The sequence below is a fragment of the Streptomyces sp. NPDC005566 genome, from assembly GCF_040605575.1.
In the GTDB taxonomy this organism is placed as follows: Bacteria; Actinomycetota; Actinomycetes; order Streptomycetales; family Streptomycetaceae; genus Streptomyces.
Window position 1 is genome coordinate 57,537 of the sequence record NZ_JBEXDB010000016.1, and the last position, 26,437, is coordinate 83,973.

The 26,437-nt window shown below is 71.6% G+C and carries 24 protein-coding genes; 11 read left to right on the top strand and 13 right to left on the bottom strand.

The genetic code is table 11. From position 1 onward, the window contains the following. Positions 1–132: 132 nt before the first annotated feature. Entirely contained in the window at positions 133–1,011 is an 879-nt protein-coding gene (locus tag ABZS61_RS24530; protein ID WP_356425071.1) for a menaquinone biosynthesis protein, read from the bottom strand. A 308-nt stretch (positions 1,012–1,319) separates the two neighbouring features. Between ABZS61_RS24530 and ABZS61_RS24535 the strand changes: the two genes are divergently transcribed. The 3 genes from ABZS61_RS24535 (at position 1,320) to ABZS61_RS24545 (ending at position 5,249) form a co-directional block, all read left to right on the top strand. Beyond that, the gene (locus tag ABZS61_RS24535) at positions 1,320–1,523 is read left to right on the top strand and encodes a cold-shock protein (protein WP_003967102.1); all 204 of its coding nucleotides are present in this window, start codon (positions 1,320–1,322) and stop codon (positions 1,521–1,523) included. A 346-nt stretch (positions 1,524–1,869) separates the two neighbouring features. After that, positions 1,870–4,845: a BTAD domain-containing putative transcriptional regulator gene (locus ABZS61_RS24540; protein ID WP_356425074.1), complete on the top strand. Its 2,976-nt coding sequence runs from the start codon at positions 1,870–1,872 to the stop codon at positions 4,843–4,845. A 194-nt stretch (positions 4,846–5,039) separates the two neighbouring features. Further along, positions 5,040–5,249, top strand: coding sequence for a hypothetical protein (locus ABZS61_RS24545; protein WP_356425077.1), 210 nt, complete (start codon positions 5,040–5,042; stop codon positions 5,247–5,249). 78 nt (positions 5,250–5,327) lie between these two features. On the opposite strand, the gene ABZS61_RS24550 is transcribed toward ABZS61_RS24545, so the two are convergent. Beyond that, positions 5,328–5,870, bottom strand: a complete 543-nt coding sequence (locus ABZS61_RS24550) for a hypothetical protein (protein WP_356425080.1) — start codon at positions 5,868–5,870, stop codon at positions 5,328–5,330. 209 nt (positions 5,871–6,079) lie between these two features. Between ABZS61_RS24550 and ABZS61_RS24555 the strand changes: the two genes are divergently transcribed. After that, positions 6,080–6,736 (top strand): hypothetical protein, encoded by a 657-nt coding sequence (locus ABZS61_RS24555; RefSeq protein ID WP_356425083.1) that lies wholly within the window; start codon positions 6,080–6,082, stop codon positions 6,734–6,736. Positions 6,737–6,773: 37 nt separating this feature from the next. On the opposite strand, the gene ABZS61_RS24560 is transcribed toward ABZS61_RS24555, so the two are convergent. After that, on the bottom strand, positions 6,774–9,155 hold the full coding sequence (locus ABZS61_RS24560; protein WP_356425085.1) for a PQQ-binding-like beta-propeller repeat protein: 2,382 nt from the start codon (positions 9,153–9,155) through the stop codon (positions 6,774–6,776). A gap of 194 nt (positions 9,156–9,349) precedes the next feature. Further along, positions 9,350–10,159, bottom strand: coding sequence for a VOC family protein (locus ABZS61_RS24565; protein WP_356425088.1), 810 nt, complete (start codon positions 10,157–10,159; stop codon positions 9,350–9,352). A 377-nt stretch (positions 10,160–10,536) separates the two neighbouring features. Here ABZS61_RS24565 and ABZS61_RS24570 point away from each other — a divergent pair, with 377 nt between their 5' ends. The 3 genes from ABZS61_RS24570 (at position 10,537) to ABZS61_RS24580 (ending at position 13,345) form a co-directional block, all read left to right on the top strand. Further along, positions 10,537–11,184, top strand: a complete 648-nt coding sequence (locus ABZS61_RS24570) for a TetR family transcriptional regulator (RefSeq protein WP_356425091.1) — start codon at positions 10,537–10,539, stop codon at positions 11,182–11,184. Positions 11,185–11,342: 158 nt separating this feature from the next. After that, entirely contained in the window at positions 11,343–12,011 is a 669-nt protein-coding gene (locus ABZS61_RS24575; RefSeq protein ID WP_356425093.1) for a pyridoxal 5'-phosphate synthase, read from the top strand. A 143-nt stretch (positions 12,012–12,154) separates the two neighbouring features. Continuing rightward, positions 12,155–13,345, top strand: coding sequence for an NAD(P)/FAD-dependent oxidoreductase (locus tag ABZS61_RS24580; protein ID WP_356425096.1), 1,191 nt, complete (start codon positions 12,155–12,157; stop codon positions 13,343–13,345). Between the two features lie 33 nt (positions 13,346–13,378). Here the strand turns inward: ABZS61_RS24580 and ABZS61_RS24585 are convergent, their stop codons facing one another. Both ABZS61_RS24585 and ABZS61_RS24590 read right to left on the bottom strand, forming a co-directional pair. After that, positions 13,379–14,716, bottom strand: a complete 1,338-nt coding sequence (locus tag ABZS61_RS24585; protein ID WP_356425099.1) for an MFS transporter — start codon at positions 14,714–14,716, stop codon at positions 13,379–13,381. 111 nt (positions 14,717–14,827) lie between these two features. Beyond that, complete coding sequence (locus tag ABZS61_RS24590) at positions 14,828–15,166, bottom strand: DUF2809 domain-containing protein (RefSeq protein WP_356425496.1); 339 nt, start codon at positions 15,164–15,166, stop codon at positions 14,828–14,830. Between the two features lie 137 nt (positions 15,167–15,303). On the opposite strand from ABZS61_RS24590, the gene ABZS61_RS24595 reads away from it, so the two are divergent. Then, the gene (locus ABZS61_RS24595) at positions 15,304–16,299 is read left to right on the top strand and encodes a helix-turn-helix domain-containing protein (protein WP_356425102.1); all 996 of its coding nucleotides are present in this window, start codon (positions 15,304–15,306) and stop codon (positions 16,297–16,299) included. Between the two features lie 15 nt (positions 16,300–16,314). On the opposite strand, the gene ABZS61_RS24600 is transcribed toward ABZS61_RS24595, so the two are convergent. From ABZS61_RS24600 to ABZS61_RS24610, 3 genes are all read right to left on the bottom strand, one after another. Beyond that, on the bottom strand, positions 16,315–16,776 hold the full coding sequence (locus tag ABZS61_RS24600) for an ATP-binding protein (protein ID WP_356425104.1): 462 nt from the start codon (positions 16,774–16,776) through the stop codon (positions 16,315–16,317). 540 nt (positions 16,777–17,316) lie between these two features. Then, positions 17,317–17,847, bottom strand: a complete 531-nt coding sequence (locus ABZS61_RS24605; protein WP_356425107.1) for an EF-hand domain-containing protein — start codon at positions 17,845–17,847, stop codon at positions 17,317–17,319. 82 nt (positions 17,848–17,929) lie between these two features. Further along, positions 17,930–18,304 carry an STAS domain-containing protein gene (locus tag ABZS61_RS24610; protein ID WP_356425109.1) on the bottom strand — a complete coding sequence of 125 codons (375 nt, stop codon included), beginning with the start codon at positions 18,302–18,304 and terminating at the stop codon, positions 17,930–17,932. A gap of 290 nt (positions 18,305–18,594) precedes the next feature. On the opposite strand from ABZS61_RS24610, the gene ABZS61_RS24615 reads away from it, so the two are divergent. Further along, the gene (locus ABZS61_RS24615; protein ID WP_356425112.1) at positions 18,595–19,191 is read left to right on the top strand and encodes a sigma-70 family RNA polymerase sigma factor; all 597 of its coding nucleotides are present in this window, start codon (positions 18,595–18,597) and stop codon (positions 19,189–19,191) included. Then, positions 19,188–20,420 carry a zf-HC2 domain-containing protein gene (locus ABZS61_RS24620; RefSeq protein WP_356425115.1) on the top strand — a complete coding sequence of 411 codons (1,233 nt, stop codon included), beginning with the start codon at positions 19,188–19,190 and terminating at the stop codon, positions 20,418–20,420. The genes ABZS61_RS24615 and ABZS61_RS24620 overlap by 4 nt, the downstream gene beginning before the upstream one ends. A gap of 6 nt (positions 20,421–20,426) precedes the next feature. Here the strand turns inward: ABZS61_RS24620 and purU are convergent, their stop codons facing one another. After that, positions 20,427–21,329, bottom strand: coding sequence for a formyltetrahydrofolate deformylase (gene purU, locus ABZS61_RS24625; protein WP_356425118.1), 903 nt, complete (start codon positions 21,327–21,329; stop codon positions 20,427–20,429). Between the two features lie 28 nt (positions 21,330–21,357). Next, a complete protein-coding gene (locus ABZS61_RS24630) occupies positions 21,358–21,804 on the bottom strand; it encodes a hypothetical protein (RefSeq protein ID WP_356425499.1) in 447 nt (148 codons plus the stop codon). A gap of 174 nt (positions 21,805–21,978) precedes the next feature. On the opposite strand from ABZS61_RS24630, the gene ABZS61_RS24635 reads away from it, so the two are divergent. Next, a complete protein-coding gene (locus ABZS61_RS24635) occupies positions 21,979–23,250 on the top strand; it encodes an ABC transporter substrate-binding protein (RefSeq protein ID WP_356425120.1) in 1,272 nt (423 codons plus the stop codon). Between the two features lie 51 nt (positions 23,251–23,301). On the opposite strand, the gene ABZS61_RS24640 is transcribed toward ABZS61_RS24635, so the two are convergent. Further along, entirely contained in the window at positions 23,302–24,771 is a 1,470-nt protein-coding gene (locus tag ABZS61_RS24640; RefSeq protein WP_356425123.1) for a hypothetical protein, read from the bottom strand. 160 nt (positions 24,772–24,931) lie between these two features. Continuing rightward, positions 24,932–26,314: a transcriptional regulator gene (locus ABZS61_RS24645; protein WP_356425126.1), complete on the bottom strand. Its 1,383-nt coding sequence runs from the start codon at positions 26,312–26,314 to the stop codon at positions 24,932–24,934. Positions 26,315–26,437: the final 123 nt, after the last annotated feature.

The window sequence follows — 26,437 nt, forward strand, 5'->3', positions numbered from 1 at the left end:
CCCGCCCATTCGCCCCTTTACCGGAAGGGAATGCCGACGGAGGCCGTCGCGCGAGGAGACCGATAAACAGCCGGACGGGCCCGGGAAGGTACGGGATTCACCTGTTCCCGCACCATTCCCGTCGTGTCCGGGTCAGCCGCCGAACAGCTCGACCGTCACGTCCGCGGGGAAGCCGGTCGTCGGCCCCGTCCTGCGGGCGAACTCGCGCACCCCGGCCAGCTGGTCCGGGCCGAAGCGGAAGTCGAGGGTCGTGAAGTAGCGCTCCAGCACCTCGGCGTCGAACGCCTCCCAGCGCGCCGCCTGCTCGGCCACCTTCGTGACCTCCTCCAGCGAGACGTCACGCGAGGCCAGGAACGCCTCGTGCACCTTCTCCACGTAGAGGGGGTGGGAGGCCAGGTAGTCCTTGCGGACCGCCCAGACCGCGAAGACGAACGGCAGCCCCGTCCACTCCTTCCACATCCGGCCCAGGTCGTGGACCTGCAGCCCGAGCCGCGGGGCGTCGTGCAGGTTGGCGCGCAGCGCGGCGTCGCCGATCAGCACGGCCGCGTCGGCCTCCTGCATCATCAGGCCGAGATCGGGCGGGCAGGTGTAGTAGTCGGGCGTGACTCCGAAGCGCTCCGCGAGCAGCAGCTGGGCGAGCCGTACGGAGGTGCGGGAGGTCGAGCCGAGCGCCACCCGGGCCCCGTCGAGCCGGTCGAGCGGGAGCTGCGAGACGATCACGCACGACATCACGGGCCCGTCGCAGCCGACCGCGATGTCGGGGAGGGCGACCAGGTCGTCGGCGTTGCGCAGGAACTCGACCAGGGTGACCGGACCGATGTCGAGGTCGCCCCTGATCAGCTGCTCACTGAGTCTCTCCGGGGTGTCCTTCGAGAGCTCCAGATCGAGCAGGGTTCCCGTCCGTGCCAGGCCCCAGTAGAGGGGAAGGCAGTTGAGGAACTGGATGTGGCCGACGCGCGGCCTGCTGCGACGGTCGTCGCCTTCTACGGGAGAGACGGTTGAATTGTCCACATCGCGAGGCTAGACCTGTGCCCCCGGGCGGGCACCATCGGGGCGCCCGGACCGCTCCCCGAGCCCTCTCGGGCACCCCCTTCGGACCCCTCTCCGCCGCCTCGGGCGGGCGTCTGCCAAACATCCCAGCGAGGTGATCTTTCCCTCTACCGCTCCCCGCAGACTGCGTGCTAGGCTCGCCCGCAAGTTGCAGTTTGGTTTCCCTTGCAGTACAGAGCCTGCGGAGCATGTAACCCGCAGGCTTTTGTAGTTTTCAGACTTGTTTGCAGGTTCTGGAGCAGGGCAACCCTTTGGCCCAAGGAGGGCTTATGGCTACCGGAACCGTCAAGTGGTTCAACGCTGAAAAGGGCTTCGGCTTCATCGCCCAGGACGGCGGCGGCCCGGATGTCTTCGTTCACTATTCCGCGATCAACGCGTCCGGGTTCCGCTCCCTCGAGGAGAACCAGGTCGTGAACTTCGACGTCACTCAGGGACCCAAGGGTCCGCAGGCTGAGAACGTCACCCCGGCCTAGTTGCCCGGGTCGGCCGATCGCGGCCGGCTAGCAGTACCCAAGGAGCCCCGCTCCCCCGCCCCGGCGGAGGAGCGGGGCTCCTGCCTTTTGCCACCGGACCGATGCCGTGCCGCCGCGACGCCATCGGTTCCGCACCCGGCCGGCGTACCGCGGGCACTCCACCCGACGCGGTGTCACTTGTCCGAAAAGGCCGTCGTCCCCGAATCGTTGTCGAGGCCTTGTGCAGAGCCTCACCCATTGCTGACGAGTCCGCCCGTAACAAGGCAGACTGTTGAGCGCGATACCAGCGCCACGGAACAGAGCACGATCGGCAGGACCGGCGGGGCAAGCAGGACAGGGGGCATCAATGGACCGCGACGACGGACCTCGTGTGCGCGTTCCGGAGCAGCGCGCTCCGCAAGGACGGGCGGTCGGCACCGATCTGCGCTTCGCCGTGCTGGGTCCCGTACGTGCCTGGCGCGACGGAGAGGCCCTGGCGTCCGGATCGCCCCAGCAACGGGCCCTGCTGGCCGCGCTGCTCCTGCGCGACGGCCGCACGGCCACCGCCGCCGAGCTCATCGACGCCCTCTGGGGCGACGACCCTCCCTCACAGGCCCTCGCCGCGGTACGGACGTACGCGTCCCGGCTCCGCAAGATCCTGGGCCAGGACACCCTGGTCAGCGAGTCGGGCGGCTATGCGATCCGGATCAGCCGCGAGGCGCTCGACCTCACGCTCGCGCAGGACCTGGCCGCCGGGGCGGAGAAGGCGCGCGGCGGCGGGGACCGCTGCCAGGCACGCACCCTGATCAACAAGCTGCTCGGGCTGTGGGACGGCGAGGCGCTCGCTTCGGTGCCCGGCCCGTACGCGGAGAACCAGCGCACCAGTCTGGAGGAGTGGCGTCTCCAGCTCACCGAGACCCGGCTCGACCTGGACCTGGAGGTCGGCTGCCACGCCGAGGCGGTCTCGGAGCTGACCGCGCTCACCGCCGCGCACCCGCTGCGCGAGCGGCTGCGCGAGCTGCTGATGGTCGCCCTGTACCGCAGCGGCCGCCAGGCCGAGGCACTCGCGGTGTACGCCGACACCCGGCGGCTGCTCGCCGAGGAACTGGGCGTCGACCCGCGCCCCGAGCTGGCCCAGCTCCAGCAGCGCATCCTCCAGGCCGACGAGGAACTGGCCCGCCCCCCGGCCGACGAACCGGCCCCGGCAGCCGTACCGGTCCGCCCCGCCCAGCTCCCGGCCACCGTCCCGGACTTCACGGGCCGCGCCCCCTTCGTGACCGAGCTGAGTGACCGGCTCGCCACCGCCGAGGGCTCCGTCATGGCCGTCTCCGCGCTGGCCGGCATCGGCGGCGTCGGCAAGACGACGCTGGCCGTGCACGTCGCCCACCAGGCCCGCCCGCACTTCCCCGACGGCCAGCTGTACGTGGACCTCCAGGGCGCGGGCGCGAGAGCCGCCGAACCCGAGACGGTCCTGGGGGCGTTCCTGCGCGCTCTGGGCACCCCCGATTCCGCGATCCCGGACTCCCTGGACGAGCGTGCCGCCCTGTACCGCTCCACCCTGGACGGCCGGCGCATCCTGGTGCTCCTGGACAACGCCCACGACGCGGCCCAGATCCGCCCCCTGCTCCCCGGCACGGCCGGCTGCGCGGCGCTGGTCACCAGCCGGGTCCGCATGGTCGACCTGGCGGGCGCGCACCTGGTGGACCTGGACGTGATGTCCCCCGAGGAGGCCCTGCAGCTCTTCACCCGCATCGTCGGCGACGAACGCGTCACCTCCGAGCGCGAGGCCGCCCTCGACGTGGTCGCCGCGTGCGGGTTCCTGCCCCTGGCCATCCGTATCGCCGCGTCCCGGCTGGCGGCCCGCCGCACCTGGACGGTCTCGGTGCTGGCCTCGAAGCTCGCCGACGAACGCCGCAGGCTGGACGAGCTCCAGGCGGGCGACCTCGCGGTGAAGGCCACCTTCGAGCTCGGCTACGGCCAGCTGGAACCGCAGCAGGCCCGCGCCTTCCGCCTCCTGGGCCTGGCGGACGGCCCGGACATCTCCCTCGCGGCCGCCGCGGCCCTGCTGAACCTGGAGATCCACGCGGCCGAGGATCTCCTGGAGGCCCTGGTCGACACGAGTCTCCTGGAGTCGGCGGCCCCGGGCCGCTACCGCTACCACGACCTGGTACGCCTCTACGCGCGTGCGTGCGCGGAACGCGACGAGCAGCCGCCGGCGGGCAGGGAGCTGGCGCTGTCGCGGCTGCTGGACTTCTATCTGGCGACGGCGGCGGGGGTGTACGCGCTGGAGCGCCCGGGGGAGCGGGTGCTCGAGCACTTCTCGCGCACCGAGTACCCCGGCCTCACCTTCCGGGTCCGCGAGACCGCCCTGGACTGGCTCTTCTCGGAATCCAGCGGACTGCTTGCCTGCGCCCGCCAGTCGGCCGGATCCGGCATGCCCCGGCGGGCCTCCGACCTGCTGATGGCCGTGGTCGACCTGGGTGAATCCGGTGCGAACTCGCACCAGTTCGCCACTGCGGCCAAAGCGGTGAGCGAGGCCGCCCGGGCGGCGGGAGACGCCCGGGCCGAAGGCCGTGCCCGCACGATGCTGACCCATGTCCTGAGCGTCTCCGGACGGTTCGCCGAGGCGGAGACCGAGGCCAGGCGCGCTCTCGATCTCGGCAGGCTCGCCGATGACCCGGTCTCGCTGGGGCAGGTCCCGAACCAACGGGGCATCGTCGCCCTCTACGAGAACCGGCACACCGACGCCGAGGCCCACCTGACGCAGGCGCTGGCCGCTTTCCGCGCCGACGCCAACAAGCCGGGCGAGGCATCGGCCCTGTGCAACCTGTCCCGGGTCCACCTGGCCACGGGGCGCACGGCAAGTGCGGTGGATCTCGCCCAGCAGGGCGTCGGCATCTACGAGGCGGACGCCTCGGGCCTGGCCCTGCGCCTCGCCAACGGTAAGTACGCCCTGGGACTGGCGCTCACCGGTTCGGGCCGGACGGGCCTCGCCCAGCAGGCGCTCACCGAGGCCATGGCCGTATTCCGCGACAGCCGCCAGCAGTTGTGGCACGGAATGACCCTGTTCCGGCTGGCCGAGCTGCACCTCGCCATTCGCCAGCCGGCTCACGCGGCGTCACATGCGGAGCAGGCACTGGTGATCCTGCGGGGCATCGGCGGCGAGTGGCGGCGGGCCAACGTCCTCACCGCGCTGGGACGCGGGCTGGCGGGCATAGGGCAGACCGACCGGGCACAGGTCTGCTGGAACGAGGCTCTGACGATCTTCGACGACCTGGGGTCGCCCGAGGCCGAGTCGGTACGCGCCCTGCTGGACCCGGCACCGGTTGCCAGGGCTTCCTGACCGGCGTTCATCAATCGTTTATCGCGCCACGGCACTCTCTTACTCATCGATCCGTCGCGTCGGGGGGCAGACGGATTGCCGAGTGGCCACACCACTAAGGTGAACGGCCCTGGAAGGCCCGCCCGGCGATCCACGGGGGAACCGCCGGGCGGGCCCATCCATCCGCTGTCAGACCTTTTCAGGAGTTGAACCTCATGGCCGACAAGAGCGACATCCTCAAGCCGACGGACGCGCACGCCACCGGCGAGGAGATCACCACTCAGGACGCCCACGCCACGGGCTCGCCGCTCAAGCCGGCGGACGCGCACGCCACGGGTGGGGACATCACCACCCTGGACGCCCACGCCACGGGCTCGCCGCTCAAGCCGGCGGACGCGCACGCCACCGGCGAGCCGGCCAACTAGACCTCACCCGCACGGGGAGCGGCCGCGGCGGCGCGGAGGGGGTGCCGTCGCGGCCGCTGCATGTCCGCGGACAGGACGTCAGTAGCGCAGCTCCGCCGTGACCAGGCAGCGCTTCACCCGGGAGACCGTCCGCGGGCTGTCCATGCGGACGGTCAGGGTCTCGGCCTGGTCGTAGTCGAGATCGACCGTGGCCTCGCCCGTGTCGACGGTGTTGCCGCTCGCGTCGAGGAACGTCACGTCGACGTCGTACGTGTGTGAGCCCGTCGCCGTCGACCGGATCTCGACCGTCGACGTGGTGACCGCCTTGCGCTTGCCCTTGCGGGGCTGGGCACAACGGATGACCCGGACGTCGGGGGCGTCCGTCGCGGTCGCGGCGGGGGTCGGCGTGGAGTAGGTGGAGCCGCCGGACGAACCGCTCGACGAGCTGTCGTAGTCATCGTCGTCGTAGTCGTGGTAACCGCCGTTGCTCTTCTTCGAGTTGGAGCAGCCGCCGCCCGAACTGCTGCTCTTGCCGCTGCGGCTCTTCCCGCCCTTGCCGCCGCTGCTGGAGGTCGAGAATCCGGTGAGTGCGAGCACCACCACGACCAGTACCGCCGCGAACCTCATACGTCGCCGCATCATCGATGCCGCCCCCCTTTGTCTGTTGTCGGCCGTCCACGTCCGTCGCACAGCCGCGCGACACCGTAACGCACAGCTTTCCCGCCGCGGACCCTCAGTCGGTCATGACCCTGTCACGGTCTGGCAATGGTCTCCGATGGCACGGGTGAAGGGCCGGGCGTAGCGTCGAGCCCGAGAGCGGTGTGCCCGCGCACAGGCCCGGGAGGCTGACGATGATCCGCAATGTTCTCGGCTCCGTCCTTGCTCTCCTCGGGGCGGCTGCCGCAGTCCAGAGCCCCTTCCAGAGCTGGTACGACGGCCGCCTCGGGCGGGACTACCGCATCCAGGACCTGTTCGAGGGCATCACCACGGCGTCATCGGCCGTGCTGACATCGATCCTGCTGCCGTTCCTCTTCGCCGCCCTGGTGACCCTGGTGGGCGTGGTGCTCCGCTCACGCTGGGTGGTCGCCGCGGCGGGCCTGATCGTTCTCGGCTTCACCGTGCTGTGGATGGTCCGCCAGGGACAGGCGACGGGCAGCCTGACCGTGGGCGGCGACGGGTCCGGGCTCCGCATGGGTGTGGCGCAGGCGGCCGCGGGCGGTGTGCTGCTCCTGCTGGGCGCCCTGGTGATGTCGGGGCGGCCGCGGGCAGTACGGGCACGGCACGACGACCTCGACCCCTACCCCGTACCGCCGGACGACCGTCCGGACACCTGGCCTCCCACGCAGGAGCCGGGGATGTCGGCGCAGACGACGCCGTGGCCGGAGCCGGAGGCGCACCCGTACACGGGGCCCGGGTCCGGCCAGCACCGCGGCCGGTCCGACGAGGACACCGCCCCGTATCCGGTCCAGGACGAGGACGACGACCGCCGTCCCCCGCCGCACCCGTGAGACGCCCGTGAGGCGTCCCGGGGCTCCGTCCGGGTGACTACGTCCGTGCCGCCCGGCTCCCCGTCCCCGTTCCCTTCAGCGCGTCCAGTGCGTACACGCACCGGTCCTTGCTGCACGCGTAGACGACACCCGCCTGCGCGACCGGTGAGCCCGTGATCTCGCCGCCGGTGGCGAGCTTCCAGCGCAGCTGGCCGCCCGCCGCGTCCAGGGTGTAGAGCACGTGGTCCGCCGAGCCGAAGTGGACCCGGCCGTCCGCGACCACCGGTGCGCCGACCACCTCGCCGCCCGCCGCGAACCGCCACTTCGGCGTGCCGGTCACCGCGTCCAGCGTGTACAGCGCGCTGCCACTGCCGACGTGCACGTTCCCCGCCGTGACCAGCACGGGTTCGATGGACTGCCGGGCTTCCGTCGCGATCCGCCACCGGTCCTTGCCGGTCGACGCGTCGAGCGCGTACACGGTGCCGAGATAGTCGGCGAGGTACACCCCGCCCCCGGTGACCGCGGGGCCGGGCGCGAAGGCGGGCGGCGACAGGAAGGCGGCCGGCGACTCGAAGTGCCAGCGCACCCGGCCCGACACCGTGTCCACGGCCAGCACCCGGGTTCCCGCGGCGACGTACACGAAGCCGTCCGGCGCCGGGGTCACCCGCACCGGCACACCGCCGCAGGAGGCCGCGTCGCCGATGGGGTAGGACCACCGCTCCGCGCCGGTCCGGGCGTCGACGGCCCGCAGCCGGGCGTCCTGCCAGAGGTAGACCGTGCCGTCGTGGATCACCGGACCGGCCTCCGGCGTCTCGAAGTCGGTCTGGACGCCCCGGGCCTCCCACAGCTTCTCGCCGCTGGACGCCTCCCACGCCTGCACCCCGCCGCCGCGCGTCCCGGTCAGGACGGTGCCGCGGTCGGCCTTCAGCGCGTACACCCACGCATCCGTCTGCAGCCGCCACCGCTCGGCGCCGGTCGCCGCGTCCAGCGCGTACAGGGACGGACCGTCCGAGGCATGGATCCTGCCCCCGTCGACGGCCATGGCCCAGGCCACGTCCCTCGTCTTGAACTGGCGGCGCCCGTTGCCCACGTCCAGCGCGTGGACCTCGAACGACGTCACGTACAGCAGATCGCCGACCACGACGGGCGTGCCCCACACATCGTTCGACATGCGGAAACGCCACGGCCGCCAGCGGTCCGGCGCCGCGTCCGGGGCGGGCGACGGGGCAGGCACAGGGGCCGTGGGCGCGGTCCCGCCGGTCGCTCCGTTCAGCCCTGCGGGCGGGCGCACCCAGCCGGTGGCCGGGTCCGCGTGCGCGGCGGCCGCACCCCGTACGTCCACCGGGCGGGGGCCGGGACCGATCGGCACCTTCGTGCCGGGCAGCCGTACCGGGCCGCCGTCGGGCGCGGGCGTCATCGGGGACGGCGCGGGCGCGGTGCGTACGTCGCCGCCGCGCCAGGCACCGTCCCAGTCGGCGCCGGGCGGCGGCGGGCCGGGCTGCTGGGGCGGCGCGACCACGGGAGCGGGCACGGCGGCGGTGCGGCCGCCGCCCCTCCGCTGCTCGATCATCGCGGTCGCCACGGTCGGCAGCCACGCAGACGCCGTACCGCTGTCGTCACTGCCGGAGGCGAACAGGTGCGGGGCGAGCTGGGCCTGCAGATCGGCCGGGCTGGGCCGCCGTGTCGCGTCCATCTGCATGCAGGACTCGATCAGCGGACGCAGGTCGTCGGGCAGCCCTTCCGTGTCGGGCCCCTCCCTCAGCAGCATGAACACGGTCTCGACGGGATTCGCCCCGTGGAAGGGCGCATGCCCCGTCGCCGCGAAGACCAGCGTCGAACCGAGCGAGAACACGTCGCTCGCCCCCGTCACGCTGCGCGAGTCGCGGGCCTGCTCCGGAGACATGTACGCGGGAGTGCCCACCGCGACGTTGGTCATGGTCAGCCGGGTGTTGGAGACGCCTGACGCGATACCGAAGTCGATCACCCGCGGCCCGTCCTCGACCACGAGCACATTGGACGGCTTCAGGTCCCGGTGGACCAGTCCGGCCCCGTGGATCGACTGGAGGGCCTCCGCGATGCCGGCGGCCAGCCACCGCACGGCCTGCGTCGGCATCGGCCCGCACTCACTCACTATCTCCTCGAGCGAGGGGGCGGGGACGTAGGCGGTGGCCAGCCACGGCACTGCCGCACGCGGATCGGCGTCGACGACTGCGGCGGTGTAGAAGCCGCTCACCGCGCGGGCGGCCTCCACCTCACGCGTGAAACGGACCCGGAACAGCTGGTCCTCGGCCAATTCCGTGCGCACCGTCTTGATCGCCACCCGCCGGCCCGACGCCGAGCGCGCGAGATAGACCAGCCCCATGCCGCCGGCCCCGAGTCGTCCCAGCACCTCGAACGGGCCGATCCGCCTCGGGTCATGCTGCGTCAGCTGCTCCACCACTTGCCTGCCACCTCCCCGTACGGACCTCAGGAACAGAAGCCCGCGAAATCCCGCCCCGTGCAGCGTCTCACCACTGGGCACCACCTGGCGGTGCGCACCCTGATTCTTCCTGGCTCAGGCCCCGGTTGCGAACCCGGGGGCGGATCGGGGTGTCTTGTGGCACTCCACCCCTTTCAGGACAGCCGGGGCAACGGCTACGGCAACAGCTCGGTCGGCTGCAGTACCGCGAACGCGGCGCCCTGGTCGTCCTGGAGAACCGCCATGCGCCCGTACGGGATGTCGAACGGCGGAGCCGAGATCCGGCCACCCAGGCGGGCAGCGGTCTCGACGGTACGGACGCAGTCGGCTACGGCGAAGTAGTTGAGGAAGTAACTGGGCATCATCTCGGGGAACGCGTCCGTGATGACGCTCCGTCCGCCGATCGCGGTGTCCGGCCCCGGATCACTGCCGGCCGGGGACCACATGCGGAAGTCCGTACCGAGCACGTCGCTGTCGTCGCCCCCGCCCTCGGGCTCGTCGAGGTCCGTGCCCTGGAAGCCGAAGACCTCCTCGTAGAAGGCGTCCACGCTCTCCGGCCGGCGGGTGTAGACCTCGGTCCAGCAGAAGGATCCCGGCTCGTTCTGCTTCTCGAAGCCGGCCCGGTCCCCCGCCTGCCACAGCCCGAAGACCCCGCCGCCCGGATCGGCCGCCTGGGCGAGGACACCGGCCCGTCCGGCCCGCACGGGTTCGGTGATCACCTGGCCACCGGCCTCACGGATCCCTGCGACGGTGGCGAGGATGTCGTCGGTGGCGAAGTAGACGCCCCAGGTGGTCGGCATGCGGCCGTCCTGCTTGGCGGCGAGCGCGGCGACGAGCTTGCCGTCGCTGAAGGCGTCGGCGAAGGGCATGCCGTCGCCGGCCCGGAAGGTCCAGCCGAAGAGCCCGCCGTAGAAGCGCTTGCCGGCTTCGAGGTCGGACAGCTGCACATCCACCCAGCACGGCGCGGATTGCGCGAATACGGCCATGGGCCCGGGTCCTTCCGTAGCGGTGACGCCCGTCACAGTCAACGTAACGTCGGGCGCCGTGAGGCGCGCCCCGAGCGTCCCGACACGTCTGAATAGAACGTTCGCCCGAATCGTGAAGGTTCTGCGCCCCTCGTGGACGAAAGTTGTCCACCGAAGTTATCCACAGGCTGTTGATAAGACCGTCGCACCGGAACATCCCATCGCGCCGGCATCTGCGGTTCACCTTCGCCCGGCACTCCCGCACCCACCCCGGATCACCCTCCCGCGAACCGGTCCCGCCCCTGCGAAAAAGCGCCGTGCACCCCGTCCGCACTGGGGCGTTCCCCATTTGCAGTCGGTCAAATCGCGCTCCGATCACCCCTCGGTAAGCTGACGGCATGACAGGACAAGTACGCACCGTCGACGGCCGCGTGGCTGGTCGGCGCGGTCAGGCGACGCGGCAGAAGCTGCTCGACTGCCTCAGCGAGATGCTCAGCTCCTCGCCGTACCGGGACGTCAAAGTCATCGACGTGGCCCGGAAGGCGGGGACTTCACCCGCGACCTTCTACCAGTACTTCCCCGACGTCGAAGGCGCCGTCCTCGAAGTCGCCGAGGAAATGGCCAAGGAAGGTGCCGGCCTGACCGAACTGGTCGCGGGCCGCTCCTGGGTCGGCAAGGCCGGCTGGCAGACGTCCGAAGAACTCGTCGAGGGATTCCTCGACTTCTGGCGGCGCAACGACGCGATCCTCCGCGTCGTCGACCTCGGTGCGGCCGAGGGCGACAAGCGGTTCAACAAGATCCGCATGAAGATCCTGAACTCGGTCACCAACTCCCTGACGGATTCGGTCAAGGAGCTCCAGTCCAAGGGCAAGGTCGACAAGGACGTCAGCCCCGCCGCGGTGGCGGGCTCCATGGTCGTGATGCTGGCCGCGGTCGCCTCGCACCAGAAGGGCTTCACCACCTGGGGCGTGAAGCAGGCCGAACTCCGTCCGAACCTCGCCCTGTTGGTACACCTCGGCATCACCGGCAAGAAGCCGGTCAGGTAGGCGCCGGCCAGGACCCCCCACACACGCCGGGCACCCGCGGTCACCCCGTGGCGCCCCACGTCCTGTCTCACCGACGGCGGACCACTCCCCACGTGGTCCGCCGTCGGCGTTCCCGCACCCACTGGGCGGACGGCACCGGGAGGCTGTGGAATGGATCCATGAACGATGCGCAGAAGGCCTTCCGCGACCTGCTCCACACCCAGCGCGTCTGGGACGTCACCCTCCCCGGCTTCGACCCGTCCACCGCACCCGCCGATCCCCTCACCCTCTTCCACACCTGGTTCGCCGAGGCCGTGGCCGCCGGGCAGACGGAGCCGCACACCCTGACGCTGGCGACCGTGGACGCCGAGGGCCGGCCCGACGTGCGGACGCTGATGCTGCACGACGCGGACGAGCGCGGCTGGCACTTCGCCACCCACTCCACCAGTGAGAAGGGCCGCCAGCTCGCGGCCCGCCCGCACGCGGCCCTCAACTTCTACTGGCCCGCACAGGGGCGCCAGATCCGGGTACGGGGCACGGTCACCCCCGTGGGCCGTGCGGAGAGCCTGGCCGATCTGCACGCCCGGTCGACCGGCGCGCTGGCTGCCGCGCTGACCGGTTCGCAGAGCGAGGTGCTCGCCTCGTACGAGGACCTCGTCCGGGCTTCCGAGGCCGCCTGGGAACGCGCCCGGGCCGAGCCGGACGCGGAGTCGGAGACCTGGACGCGCTACGTGGTCGAGCCCCACGAGGCGGAGTTCTTCCAGGGCGACGCGCAGCGGCGGCACGTACGGCTGCGCTACCGCCGGGAGGCCGGCGGCACCTGGACCCGCGAACTGCTCTGGCCGTAGTCACCACACCGTGAACGCGTGTGTGCAGGCACAGCCGGATTCGGCCCCCGAGCGCACAACAGCCACGCATCCGTGATCAATTCGCAACCGATTCCGGTCTTGACCGAGACCCATCAAGAAAACGCCGGATTACGCTCCGAACCATGTCAGACAGCACCTCCACCGCCGGTGGCCCCGTTCTCCCCTCCTCCATCGACCGCACCGACGACCGGCCGGTCTACGTGATCGGCGGCGGGCCGGGCGGCCTCGCCGTCGCAGCGACCCTGCGGGAACAGGGGGTACGGGCCGTGGTGCTGGAGAAGTCCGGCGGTGTCGGGGCGTCCTGGCGCCGCCACTACGACCGGCTGCACCTCCACACCACCCGGCGCTGGTCGGCCCTGCCGGGACTGCCGATGCCGCGCCGGTTCGGACGCTGGGTCGCACGCGAGGACATGGTGCGCTACCTGGAGAAGTACGCCGAACACCACGAGCTGGAGGTGGTGACCGGCGTCGAGGTGAACCGGATCGACCCGGCCGCCGACGGAACCGGCTGGCAGCTGACCGCGACCGGCGGCCGGGTTCTGACCGGACGGGCCGTCGTCGTGGCCACCGGCTTCAACCACACCCCGCGGACACCGGACTGGCCCGGCGCGGACACCTTCACCGGCGAACTGACGCACGCCGCGGAGTACCGCAACCCGGCTCCGTACGCGGGCCGGGACGTCCTCGTCGCCGGCATCGGCAACACGGGGGCGGAGATCGCCGTGGACCTCGTGGAGGGCGGCGCCTCCCGGGTACGGATCGCGGTGCGCACCACGCCGCACATCGTGCGCCGCTCGACGGCGGGCTGGCCCGCGCAGGCGACCGCCGTCCTGGTCCGCAGGCTGCCGGTCCGGCTGGTCGACCGCGCCGGGGACCTGATGTGCCGCATCTCCGTCCCCGACCTCTCCGGACAGGGTCTGCCCCGACCGGAGACGGGCCTGTACTCCCGGGTCAAGGAGGGCGCGATCCCGGTCCAGGACGTCGGCCTGATCGACGCGGTGAAGCGCGGCCGGGTGGTCCCCGTGGCGGCCGTCGAGTCCTTCGACGAGGACACGGTGGTGCTCGCCGACGGAACCCGGATCACCCCGGACGTGGTGATCGCGGCGACCGGGTACCGGCGGGCCCTGGAGGACCTGGTGGGCCACCTCGGCGTACTGGACGCCCGCGGCCGCCCCGTGGCGCACGGCGCCCGGACCCCGCGGCAGGCACCCGGCCTCTACTTCACCGGGTTCACCAATCCCATCAGCGGCAACCTCCGCGAAATGGCCCTGGACGCCCGGAAGATCGCCGGGCGACTGGCCCGCACGCGCTGACCCGGGCAGCCGGCCCGCCCACGGGATCCCGCCTCAGCCGACGGTCGCGCCCTTCAGCGCGCCGTCGGCCGGCCTCCGCCGGATCACCAACGCCATCAGCGCCGCCGACGCGCAGAGCGCCCCCGACGCGACCCAGACCACGTCGTACGAACCGAACACGTCCCGTGCGACGCCGCCCAGGAACGCCACCAGAGCGGCGCCCACCTGGTGCGAGGCCAGGACCCAGCCGAAGACGATCGCGCTGTCCTCGCCGTAGTGCTCGCGGCACAGGGCCAGGGTCGGCGGGACCGTGGCGACCCAGTCCAGACCGTAGAAGACGATGAAGAAGATCATCGGCGGGTGCACCGTCGGTGCCATCAGCAGCGGCAGGAACAGCAGCGAGACGCCCCGCAGCGCGTAGTAGACGGCGAGCAGCCTGCGGGCGTCGAACCGGTCCGTGAGCAAGCCGCTGACGATCGTCCCGATGATGTCGAAGATCCCGATGACCGCCAGCAGCGAGGCAGCCGCGGTGATCTCCATGCCGTGGTCCATGGCCGAGGGCACGAAATGGGTGCCGACCAGGCCGTTGGTGGAGGCGCCGCAGATCGCGAACGAGCCCGCCAGCAGCCAGAACGGCCCCGTGCGTGCCGCGTCGAGCAGGACGCGAACGGTACGGCTCGCCGCACCCGTCGCGGGAGCCGGCTTCTCCACGTACTTCCCGCCGTACGGGGCGAGGCCGACATCGGCCGGGTGGTCGCGCATCAGGAGCCAGACGAACGGGACGACGACGAGCGCGGCGAGTGCGACCGTCACCGAGGCCGGGCGCCAGCCGTGCTTGTCGACGATCCAGGCGCAGAGCGGGAGGAAGACCAGCTGGCCGGAGGCCCCGGCCGCCGTCAGGATGCCGGTGACCAGGCCCCGGCGGGTGACGAACCAGCGGTTGGTGACGGTCGCCGAGAAGGCCATGCCCATCGAGCCGGTGCCCAGCCCGACGAGGAGCCCCCAATAGAGCATCAGTTGCCAGGACGCCGTCATCCAGACGCTCGCCAGCGCCCCGGTGGCCACCGCGCTCAACGCGACCACCACGACACGGCGGATGCCGAACCGGTCCATCAGCGCGGCGGCGAACGGCGCGGTCAGCCCGTACAGCGCCATGTCGATCGAGACGGCGAGGGAGATCTCCCCGAACGACCAGCCGAACTTCGAGTGGAGGGGGTTGATGAGGAGGCCGGGCAGGGAGTTGAAAGCGGCCCCACCGATGATCGTCACGAAGGTGACGGCGGCCACGATCCAGGCCCGGTGGACGCGCGGGCGGGAGGAACGGCGGGGCGCGGCGGCGGGAGTGGTCCGACGGTCGTCGTCCCTGGCGGCGCTTTCGGTTGTCTGTGTCACGCAGTCAGCATCCGGGGGCCGCGACCCCCGTACGAGTGGCTGGGCAGACACCCTTCGCAGGGATCGGGCCACCGCACGCTTCGCAGCGATCGGGCCACCGTCTCCGTACGGTCAGGCGCCGAACCTGTTCCGGTACGCGGTATGCACGGCCCACGCCAGGGCCGCTCCCACCACGTACCAGAACAGGTCCGGGGCGTTGAACGTCGAGCCCAGCACCAGCCGGGCCACCGCGCTCCGTTCGGACAGCTCCGCCGGCACCCCCGTCAGCTGCGCCGCTTCGACCGCCCAGCTGAACGCGAGGGCCGATCCCGCAGCCGTCAGTGGCCGCACGCGGGGCACGAGGAACAGGACGAGGGCGTGGACCAGTACGGTGTACAGCGCGTCCCCCGCGTACTTCGCGAGATCGCCGCCCGCCACGGACCGCACACCGAGCCCCGCCGCCACCGTCATGAGAGCTGCCGCCGCGGCCACCGCCCGGGAACCTGCCACCGAGGGAATGAACGCAGGGCCTGCCGACTTTTCCTTCACGTCGAGGACACCTATCAGCTCAGGGTCCCGGCAAGCCAGCCCGTGGGAGAGGAATCCGCATGCCGCACCGCGTCGTCGTACTCGCCCTCGACGGGCTGCTCCCCTTCGAACTGGGCATTCCCCAGCGGATCTTCGGCCGTTCGCTGAGCGCCGACCCCCTCGACAAGGGCCGGAAGCTGTACGACGTCGTGACCTGCTCCGTCCGCCCGCCGGGCCCGGTCGCCACCGACGCGGACTTCAGCATCGTCGTCGAGCACGGCCCCGAGGCCCTGGCCACCGCGGACACGGTCGTCGTCCCCGCCTCGTACGAGCTCGGCCCGGTGTACTCGGAGGGCAGGCTCACCGACGAGCTCGCCGCCGCGTTCGCGCACGTCCGGCCGGGTACGCGGATGGTCTCCATCTGCACGGGGGGCTACGTACTGGCCGCCGCCGGATACCTCGACGGCCGCCCCGCCACCACGCACTGGTCGGCCGCCGACCACTTCCAGCGGCTCTTCCCGAACGTCCGCGTCGATCCGGACGTCCTGTTCGTCGACGACGGCGACGTCCTGACGTCCGCAGGGGTCGCCGCCGGAATCGACCTCTGCCTGCACATCGTGCGCCGTGACCACGGCAGTGCCGTCGCCAACGACGTGGCCCGCCGCACCGTCGTCCCTCCGCACCGCGACGGGGGCCAGGCCCAGTACATCCAGCGGCCCGTCCCCGAGACACAGTTCGCGACGACGACGGGCGCGCGTGCCTGGGCGCTCGCCAGGCTCGAGCAGCCGATCCTGCTCCGCGACCTGGCGCACCAGGAGTCGATGAGCGTGCGGACGTTCACCCGCCGCTTCCGTGAGGAGGTCGGCATCAGTCCGGGCCAGTGGCTCACCCAGCAGCGGGTGGAGCGGGCCCGGCAGCTGCTGGAATCCACCGACCTGTCGGTCGACCGGGTGGCACGGGACGCGGGGTTCGGTACGGCCACGTCCCTGCGGCAGCATGTCCAGGCGTCGCTGGGGGTGTCGCCGACGGTGTACCGGCGGACGTTCCGCTCGACGGTCCCCGGGCAGGGGCGCTAGAGCACGCCGCCGTCCTCAGAGATGGGCCCGTCGTGCGAGGTCGCCCGACTGTTCCTGGATCACCGGGACCATCACGGGGCCACCTCGGTCGACCTCGCACCAGATCCGCTTCCCGGCGCCCTCCGGCAGCCAGCCCCAGCGGTCCGCCAGGCCGTCGACCAGCTCCAGGCCACGGCCGTTGGTGTCCTCGCCCTCGGCGTGACGCGGCTGAGGAGGACAGCAGCTGGTGTCGGCCACCTCGACGCGCACCGTCCCGGTCGATCCCGAGGAGCCGAACAGCATCCGCAGCACGGCCGGGCAGCCCGTGTGGACCACCGCGTTCGTGACGAGCTCCGAGATCAGCAGGATGAGCGTCTCGGCGAGCGGCTCGTCGTCCTCCATTCCGGACCCGACCAGCCGCGACCGCGCCCATCTGCGGGCCCGCCCCACCTCTGCGGGATCCGGCCCGACCTCCAGCTGAACCTGAAGCACCTGCACCGCTCACACCATCCGAACCGGCGGACACATCGCCTCGCGCCTCCTCAGGGTCACGGAACGTGACTCCCCTGCGAGACAGCATGGTTGACGTACAGTCACCGCAACAAGCGCTTCGGGCATATTCCAGCGCGAAGGAGTACGCGTGGTGCATACTGTGCGACGCACGCTGCGGAGAGTCGAACAGGAGCGCGTCGGCGTCGAGGGAGCTGACTCCCCGGCAGGCCCGGCGCATCTCCGCGGGTCACGAGCAGGGCACCGTTCCCGGCCCGGAGCAGCCGCACAGGCCACATCCGGATCCCCTGGTTCCAGAACCACTCGCATCCAACGGAGCGTACCCGAGCCGGGTGACCGACTCCGCCCGGTGACGAGTCGGACCAGGACACAACCTCGTATCGGCTGCGCTGCGTCACACCGCACCATGCCGCCCGCGCACTCCCGCTCCGTCCCCCACCAGCCCGGGACCCCCGGCCGGCCCACCGCGGTCGTTGCGGCGGGCCGAGCGCGAACTGCTCGTGCGGTTGGGCGTGTTGAGCGGAGGTCCTACGCGTCCGGCTCGATCACGGTGAAGTACGCCGCGAACGCGGCCACCGCGTCCGATTCGGCGATCCGGCCGTCCCCGTCGGCGTCCAGGCTCCGGGCCGCGACGCCCGCGACCGCGTCCTCTGCGCCAAGGACCCGCAGGGCCCGCTCCACGGCCGCCACAGGGGCGGACCCCGAGCCGGTGGTCTCCACGCCGTCGGCGACGGCGATCGCCGCGCGCAGGAACGGGCGGGCGATCTCCGCGAAGCGCTCGGGGCTGTCACGCAGCCGCTTCACGGCCCCGCCCACGAACTCCTCACGGGTGACCCGCTGGTCCCCGTCGACATCGGCGATGCCCGCCATGCCCTGCCAGAATGCCTCGGCGCCCGTGTAGAGGGCCTGCCCCTTGTCGCAGCGTGCCGTCGTACCGAATTCGGTGAGCAGACGGGATGCCGCGGCGTTGAAATCGGCGCGATCGATGTAGCCGTTGCCGTCCTGGTCGAAGGCGGCGAAACGGTGCGCGATCTTGCGCTCGTACTCTGCGCTGTCCATGCGGGGAGCGTACGACGCCGAACGGCGTCACGTGTCACTAAAGCCCTCAGCCGGTGTGACAACCTGGTCCTCACTCGAAAGGTCACGCCGTGAGGGGCTGGGATTCCTCGTCCGTGGCGGCCTCGGCGTCGGGGTAGACCTCGAAGAGGCGGCGCACTCCCAGGGCGCCGAGCACCTTGTTGACGTGCGAGCCGTCCTCGGCGCCCCGGGCAGGGAGGATCAGCCGCAGCCGGCCGCCGCAGGACTTCATCAGGCGGCGTGAGGCGATCAGCACGCCGACACCGCTGGAGTCGCAGAAGAGGACGCCCGAGAGGTCGAGGACCACGTCGTGCTGCCCCTCGGCCACCGCCCCGTGGACGGACTGGCGTACGACGGGTGAGGTCACCAGATCGAGTTCGCCCCGGATCCGCAGCACGGTCCACTCGCCCTGCTCGGTCTCGTCCACCTTCAGCGTCACGCGACTGGGCCTCTCGTTCCGGGGGATCCCGAGGATGCGGAAGTTTCCGTTCCTCCTCGCGGCTGCCCCCGTACGGCGCCCGCGAAACACCGGCCTGGTCACCGGACCGGCGCGGGTTTCAGCCAGAAATGATCACTTGAAGTCCGTTTACGCTGCCCGAAAACGGCAACGCGTGACGTATTCCCTATCATCCGGCGCCAATCGAGGGACGTACTTGGCGGAAAGGTGCGTGCGCATCCGACGGCGCGCACTACATTCGTCGTGACGAGGGGCACAGGGCTGGGGGCTCGATGGCGAAGGACGCACCACCCCGCTGGGACCGCCGGATGCAACAGCGGCTGGCGCGCGGCGAGGCGGCGGCTCTCGGCGAGCTCTACGACCGGTTCGCGGCGCTCATCCACAGCCAGGCCCACCGGATGCTCGACGACGAGGACGCCGCGGACGTGGTGACCCGCGAGGTGTTCGGCCACGTCTGGGAGAACCCCGACGCGTACGACCCCAAACAGGGCTCGATGAGGTCCTGGGTGACCCGCCTCACCCATAACCGCTCCGTGCACTGGCTGCGCAGGGCGCACGACGTCGACGACGGGACCGGTTCCGACGGCGAGGACGGCACCCTGTCCGCCGAGGAGCTGGAACAGCGGGTGCGCAGGGCCACGGCAGCGGCCCGTGCCGACTACATCGTCGCGTCGATGCCCGCGTCGCTGCGCGCCGCGCTGGAGCTCGCGTACATCCAGCGCCGGGACTACCGGCAGACCGCGGCCGACCTCGGTGTCACCGGCGACGAGGCCCGGCGCCGGCTGCGCCTGGGGCTGCAACTGCTCTCCACGGCGAACACCCGCCCGCTGGAGGGCTTCTCGCCACCCGGATACGGGCGGGCCCTGTGACCGGGGGCACCGGCGGGAACGGCCGCGACGGGGAGAACCTGGGCGCGCGGCGCATACCCGGACCACGGGCCGCCGCGGACGACAGCGAGGACCTCACGGCGATGACTCCCGTGGAGCCCGGTCCTCCGGTCCTCTCCCACAAGGTGCTCAAGTCCCTTCTCGGCGCCTGGGCCCTGGCCGCCTGTTCGGCCGAGGAGACCGCAGCGGTCGAGGACCACCTCACCGTGTGCGCCCCCTGCGCGGAGGAGGCGCTGCGGCTGCGCGACGCGGTGGGGCTCCTGCACAGCGACGTCAGTCTGGACCTGGATCCGATGCTCCGGGCGAGGGTCCTGGAGGGCTGTCTGGGCCGCCGCCCGGCCAGGATCCCGGTCCCGGCGTGGGCCGCTCCCTACGACGCGGAGACCGCCAGGCTCGACGCCCTGCTCCGCGACTTCGGCGACTCCGAGTGGCATGCGCCGGTCCGGCTGAAGTGGTTCGAGGATGAGCGCCAGGTCAACCGCAAGACGACGGTGGCCGGGGTGATCGCCCATCTGATGGCCGTGGACGGCCTGGTCTCCACGGCTCTCGGGCTCGACGACCCGCTCGGAACAGGTGTGAAGCCCCTGTCGCCGACCGAGCGCACCGAAACGTATTGGTCAGCCGCTTTCAGGCCGCCCACGCGGGCCGTCCGGGAACCGTGGCGGGACCAGAGCCACACCCTCATCCGTACGGTGTCCTTCGCCGGCCGCGGTGTCGCGGAGCAGTCCGTTCCGTACGGCGACTTCGCCCTCCCGCTGCAGGACTCGCTCCTGGAGCGGGCCTTCGAGTGCTGGGTGCACGGCGGCGACATCGCGGACGCGGTGGACTACCCGTACGAGCCGCCCGCCGCCGCCCATCTCCACCGGATGATCGACCTGGCGGCCCGGCTGCTGCCCGCCACCCTCGCGGGCCGCCGTCGCGCCGGGCTGGCCGCGCCCGCCCGGCAGCTGGTCACGGCCGGGTCCCCGGGCCGGTCCCTCCACCTGGAGGTCGAGGGCCGGGGCGGTGGCAACTGGTACATCGCGCTCGACTCGCCGGCCGCCGTCGGCTCCCCCGACCACACGGTCGCGCAGGTCGCCCTCGACGGCGTGGAGTTCTGCCGGCTGGTCGCCGGACATGTCCCGCCGGTGGAAGCCGCGGCAGGACAGGAGGGCGACCGCGAGGCGATCCGCGACGTCCTGTTCGCCGCGGCGTCCCTCAGCCGGCTGTGAGCCCCGTCATGCGAAGACCACCGTACGGCGGCCGTTGAGCAGGATGCGCCGCTCGGCGTGCCACTTGACCGCGCGCGCCAGCGCCTGGCACTCCACGTCGCGACCGACGGCGACGAGCTGGTCCGGCGTGACACCGTGCCCCACGCGCTCGACCTCCTGCTCGATGATCGGCCCCTCGTCGAGGTCGGCGGTCACGTAGTGCGCCGTCGCACCGATCAGCTTCACACCGCGCGCATGGGCCTGGTGGTACGGCTTCGCGCCCTTGAAGCTCGGCAGGAAGGAGTGGTGGATGTTGATGATCCGGCCGCTCAGCTGCTTGCAGAGGTCGTCGGAGAGCACCTGCATATAGCGGGCCAGGACGACCAGTTCGACGTTCTCACCGCGTACGAGTTCGAGGAGCTGCGCCTCGGCGTCCGCCTTGTTCTCCCTGGACACGGGGATGTGCCGGAACGGAATGCCGTACGAGGCGACGAGCTCGGCGAAGTCCGTGTGGTTGGAGACGACGGCCACGATCTCGACCGGAAGCGCCCCGATGCCGGACCGGAAGAGCAGGTCGTTGAGGCAGTGCCCGAACTTGCTGACCATCAGCACGACCCGCATGCGGTCGGAGGAACGGTGTATCTGCCAGTCCATCCGGAACGAGTCGCCGATCGCGGCGAAGCCGGCCCGCAGCTTGTCCACGTCCACCGTGACGTCCGCGGAGAAGTGGACCCTCATGAAGAAGAGACCTGTGTCGTGGTCGCCGAACTGCTGGCTGTCCTCGATGTTGCAGCCGGTCATGAAGAGATAGCTCGACACGGCGTGCACGATGCCCTGTTTGTCAGGGCACGAGAGTGTGAGGACGTACTGCTCGGCAAAGGCGTCCGAGGCAGCGGCGGGGGCGGATTCGGCAGGCTGCGGCGCGGTCATTCCCGTAGGGTGCCACACCCTTCCCGGGTCAGGCCGATCTGGTCATGATGCGGAGCACGTCCAGGGAACGCGGCGGAATGTCCGGGTCCTCCGCGTCGTTCGTGGCGAGCATCACATGGGCTTCGCGAGCGGCCGCGACAGCGTCGGGCCAGCCCTGGTGCTCCAGGTAGACGGAGACGGGAGCATCCGCGCCGACCTGGTGCATGATGCGCAGCACCCGCAGCGCGGCGACGTCCACGAGGGCGGCCTCGGCCGAGTCGCGGAAGATCGTCCCGACGTACTTCTCGGCGGACCAGTTGTCCAGCCAGGTGTCCTCGACCAGGCGGTACACGGCGTCGGTGACGTCGCCGTACCCCTCCCGGCCGGCCAGCCAGCACTCGTGGTGGAAGGCGGGGTCGGAGAGCATGTGCAGCGCCGAGCGCACATTGCTGCGCCAGCGCCACCACGGCATGTCGTTGAGCGGCATGTCGCCCATGGTGGAGGAGCGACGGCCGCGACGGGAAGTGTTCTCCGAACCTTGCTGCACGGTTGTCGATCGTACGTTCCCTCCGCCCGCGTGCACACAGCCCCCCGCAATTCATCTCGACGTCACCGAGCGTTGAACGGAGCACACTGCGGCGTTACCCCGGGCGCGGAAAAGTTCATGTCCATGACCGGATGGCGACGCCTCACCTCCCCCCGCCCCTACAGAATCCTCACGTGTACGGCGGCGGCAGGGGCGCTGCTGATATCCGGCTGCGGGGTGATCCCTGGAGCCTCGGGGGGCTCCAGGGAGCCCGTCACCGTCATGACCTGGGCCCCCGACGCGGCCGGGGCCGACTCGGTGAACATGGCGGGCATGCCGGCCATGGCGAGGACCTACGGCCGCTGGATCGACGAGCAGGGCGGGATCGACGGGCACGAGCTGCGGGTGATCACCTGCAACGAGGACGACACCTCGCGCGGCGCGGCGAAGTGCGCCCGGCGTGCGGTCGACGAGAACGCGGTCGCGGTCGTCGGCTCGTACAGCAGGTACGGCCGCTCCTTCCTCGCTCCCCTGGAGGCCGCCGGGATTCCGTACATCGGCGGCTACGGTGCCTCGGCCGACGAGTTCGTCAGCTATCTCTCCTACCCGGTCAACGGCGGCCAGTCGGCCCTGCTCGCGGGCAACGGGCAGCAGTTGGCGGCCACGTGCGACCGGGTTTCCCTCGTACGGCCCGACTCGCTGGTCGGTGACGGCATGCCCTCGCTCCTCGACTCGAGCCTCACCGAGGCCGACCGGCCCGCGTCCTACGACATCAGGGCTCCCGAGGGGGCCACGTCGTACGACTCGCAGGCGTCCAAGGCTCTCCAGCAGGCGGCCGACGGCTGTGTGACCGCGGTGCTGGGCACGCGCACGGAGACGTTCTTCGACTCGTTCCGCCGCCTCGAGCCGGAGGGCAGCGACGTCCGCATCTCCTCCGTGCTCGGCAGCGTCGGGCAGCCTCTCATCGACCGTACGGGCGGCCGGAACAGCCCGTTCGAGGGCGCGTACGTCACCGGCTGGTACCCGGACTCGGGCGATGCCCGCTGGGACGAGATGCGGGAGGTGATCCGGAAGTACGCCTTCGGCGACAACCGGATCGACCCCGAGGACACCGGCGTGCAGACGACGTGGATCGCGTACACCGCGCTCAGGAAGGTCATCGAGGCGATGGACCGGCCGGAGATCACGGCGAGCAGCCTCGCGGTCAGCCTCAACCGGGGCGCCGAGGTGGACACCGGCGGCCTGACGCCGGTCCTGCGCTGGCGCTGGTCGGACATGATCGGCTCACGCGAATATCCGCGCATCGTCAACAGGCAGGTGACGTTCCAGGTGGTACGTGACGGGCGCCTAGTCGCCCAGAAGAAGGGCTTCGTGGACGTCACGGAGACTCTGATGGATGCGCGCCGGATGTTCTGACGCACGGCCGACGGGCCCCGGCCGAGGAGCCGGGGCCCGAGGGACCGCCTGTCAGAGCTGGGTGGGGGCGCGCTTGGTCAGGCCGTACTTCTGGGCGATGGAGTTCCAGAGCTTGGAAGCCTCACGCTTCGCGAGGGTGGCCTCGCCGCTGGACGCGTCGGCCTTGGCCTTCTCGTCGGTCGACTTGGCGCTGCCGCCCTTGCAGACCTTCTTGTTCTTCGCCTGGCCGGCCCACGCGGCGTAGTGGTCATCGGCCTCCGCGGACGCCTGCCAGGCCTTCGTCAGCGAGGACTTCAGCTCCGCGTTGTCCGGCAGCTGGTCGACGGAGAGCCCTTCGAGCCGGGTCACCAGGTCGCGGCGCTGCGCCGCGGCGCCCTTGAGATCGGCGGCCGCCTGGTCCAGCGCCCGGCAGCTCTTGATCTTCTCCACGGCGCCGATCACCGCCGCACGGCTGTTGTTGCTGTCGGCGAGCAGCTTGTCCAGCGCCTGGGCCTGCGGCTCCGCCGGATCGGCCGCCTTCGCGGTCGGATCCCCGGCGGCGGGTGAACTCTGCGAGGCGACCGGCTGCTTGTCGTCCTTGCCGCCCTCGTCGCCGCCGCTCATCAGCGCACCCGCACCGAGCCCGATGACGGCACAGCCGACGACGACCGCGGCGATCAGCTTGATGTGCGAGGACGGTCCGCGCCGCGCCCCGCGCCCTTGGTGCTCCGGCGGCTCCTGCGCGCCCTGCATGCCCGGCTGGAACGCCTGCGGGGCCTGCGGCGGCTGCCCGTGCGCGCCCTCGTAGGGCCGGCCGGGCTGCTGGTGACGCGGCTGCTGCTGCCCGGCGTCGAAGCGGGGCATCTGCTGCGTGGCGCCCGCGGGCTCCTCGCTGCGGAACAGGCTGTCGAACTCCGCGGGCGGCTGCCGGTCCCCCGGGGCACCGGGCCGTATGCCGTACGGAGCTCCGCCGGGAACCGGCGGTATGTACTGGGTCGCGTCCGCGTCGCCCGCCTGGGCGGGCTGCGGCGTCTGCCCCAGGTACTGGGTGGACTCGGCCGGACGCTCGGGCGGCAGACCGCCGGGACCGGGTCCCCCGGGGACGGGTGCGATGTACTGCGTGGCGTCCGCGTCCCCGCCCGCTCCCCTTCCGGGTACGGCCTCCGGCGGCAGGGGCTGCGCGTACGGCTGCTGGTACGGGTCCTGCTGGTACGGGTCCTGCCGGTGCGCGTACGGGTCCTGCGGGGCGGCGTACTGCTGCTGCTGGGGCTGGTACTGCCCGTGCTGCGGTGCGTACGCGCCCGGCTGGTGCTGCTCCGGCGGGAGCTGCCCCGGGGCCGGGCCGTCCTGGTGCGCGTCCTGGGGCCCCCAGGGCTGGCCCCACGGCTGCCCGCCCGCGGGGGCGACCTGGTCGGCCGCCGGGCCTCCTGCGGGCCCCCCTGCGGTCCAGGGGGCACCGCCCTCTGCGGGCAGCACGACACCTTCGTGCGCGGGCCGTACAGCAGGGAGCTGCCGTTCGTCACCCTGTCCGCTCTGCGTCACCGGGACTCCTACGTGTGAACCTATGGAATCGTCGGCTCACGCTATCGGGTGGCTGCCACCCCACGCCAAGCGCCCGAGAGCGCTCACCACCCCTTCACACAGCCGGTAACACGCAGCCCGCCTCCGGCGCTGTTCTCGGCCGACTCGGACAATCGGCAGCTCAGGCGGCCTGAAGCTCCATCCGGGCGCCGAACTCCCGGACCGCGGAAGTCTCCCCGTACGGCAGGAGCCGCTGCTTGAGGTCATCGAGATATTCAGCACCCCGGCTGGAGCGTACGGTGCCCAGGAGCTCCATCGCCCGCAGCCCCGTGTGGCACGCCTGCTCGACCTCGCGCTGCTGGACCTGCGCGGTGGCCAGCAGCACCAGCCCGATCCCCCGGCGGCGGGTACGGGACGCGGGGAGGGCCGCCAGGGCCTCCTTCGCCCTGCGTGCGGCCGGCTCCGCCTGCCCGAGGTCGCGGTGGCAGTGCGCCAGCTCGTCCGCGAGGTAGGCCGCGTCGAAGTGGGCGATCCAGGACGGGTCGTCGCCGGTGTCGGGGTTCGCCTGCTCCAGCGCCGCCAACGCCCGGCCCGCCACCACCTGGCAGGTACGGGCATCCCCCATCAGCGCGTGCCCCCGGGCCTCCGCCGCGTGGAACATCGCCTCCGCGCGCGGCGTCACCCGGCCTCGCGCACCCTCCTGCGCCGCCCGTGCCAGCTGCGCGATCTCGCGCGGATTGCCGAGCTGGGCCGCGAGATGGCTCATCGACGCGGCCAGCACATAGCCGCCGTAGGCCCGGTCGCCCGCGGCCTGGGCGAGGCGCAGCGCCTGGATGTAGTAGCGCTGGGCCAGTCCCGGCTGGCCGGTGTCGACCGCCATGTACCCGGCGAGTTCGGTGAGCCGCGCGGCCGCCCCGAACAGCTCCCGGCCGACGGACTCGCGGTACGCCCCCGAAAGGAGCCCCGACACCACGCTGTTGAGGTAGTGCACGAGGACAGGTCGCACGTGTCCGCTGCCGAAGCGGTGGTCCAGGTCGACGAGCGCGGCCGTCATCGCCCGCACCGCCTCCACGTCCGGCATGCCCACCCGGGCCCCGGCCGTCCGCGCCACCTGCGGGTCGGCGCCCGTGATCAGCCAGTCGCGGCTGGGTTCGACCAGCGCCGAGGCGGCCACGGCCGACCCGGACAGCATGTCGCGGCGCCCCACGTCGCTGCGCCACAACTCGCAGACCTGCTCGATCGCACCGAGCACGGTGGGCGCGAACTGCAGGCCGACGCCCGAGGCCAGGTTCTTGCCGTTGGCCATGCCGATCTCGTCGATCGTGACCGTACGGCCGAGCTTGCGGCCGAGCGCCTCGGCGATGATTCCCGGTGCCCTGCCGCGCGGTTGCTGCCCGCGCAGCCAGCGGGCAACGGAGGTCTTGTCGTAGCGGAGGTCGAGTCCGCGCTCCGTCCCGACCATGTTGACGCGGCGTGCGAGGCCCGCGTTGGAACAGGCGGCTTCCTGGATGAGCGTCTGGAGCCGTTCGTTCGGCTGACGGGCGACGAGAGGCCTGGCTGCCATGTTTCCCCCTGAGACCGCAGTGATCAATGAAGGGATCACTGCCCGGCACATACACAAGAAATGCGCATATTCATCTGCATTGGGTACGAGCAGTAGCGAGTTGGCACAGTCCTGCAGTGGTTA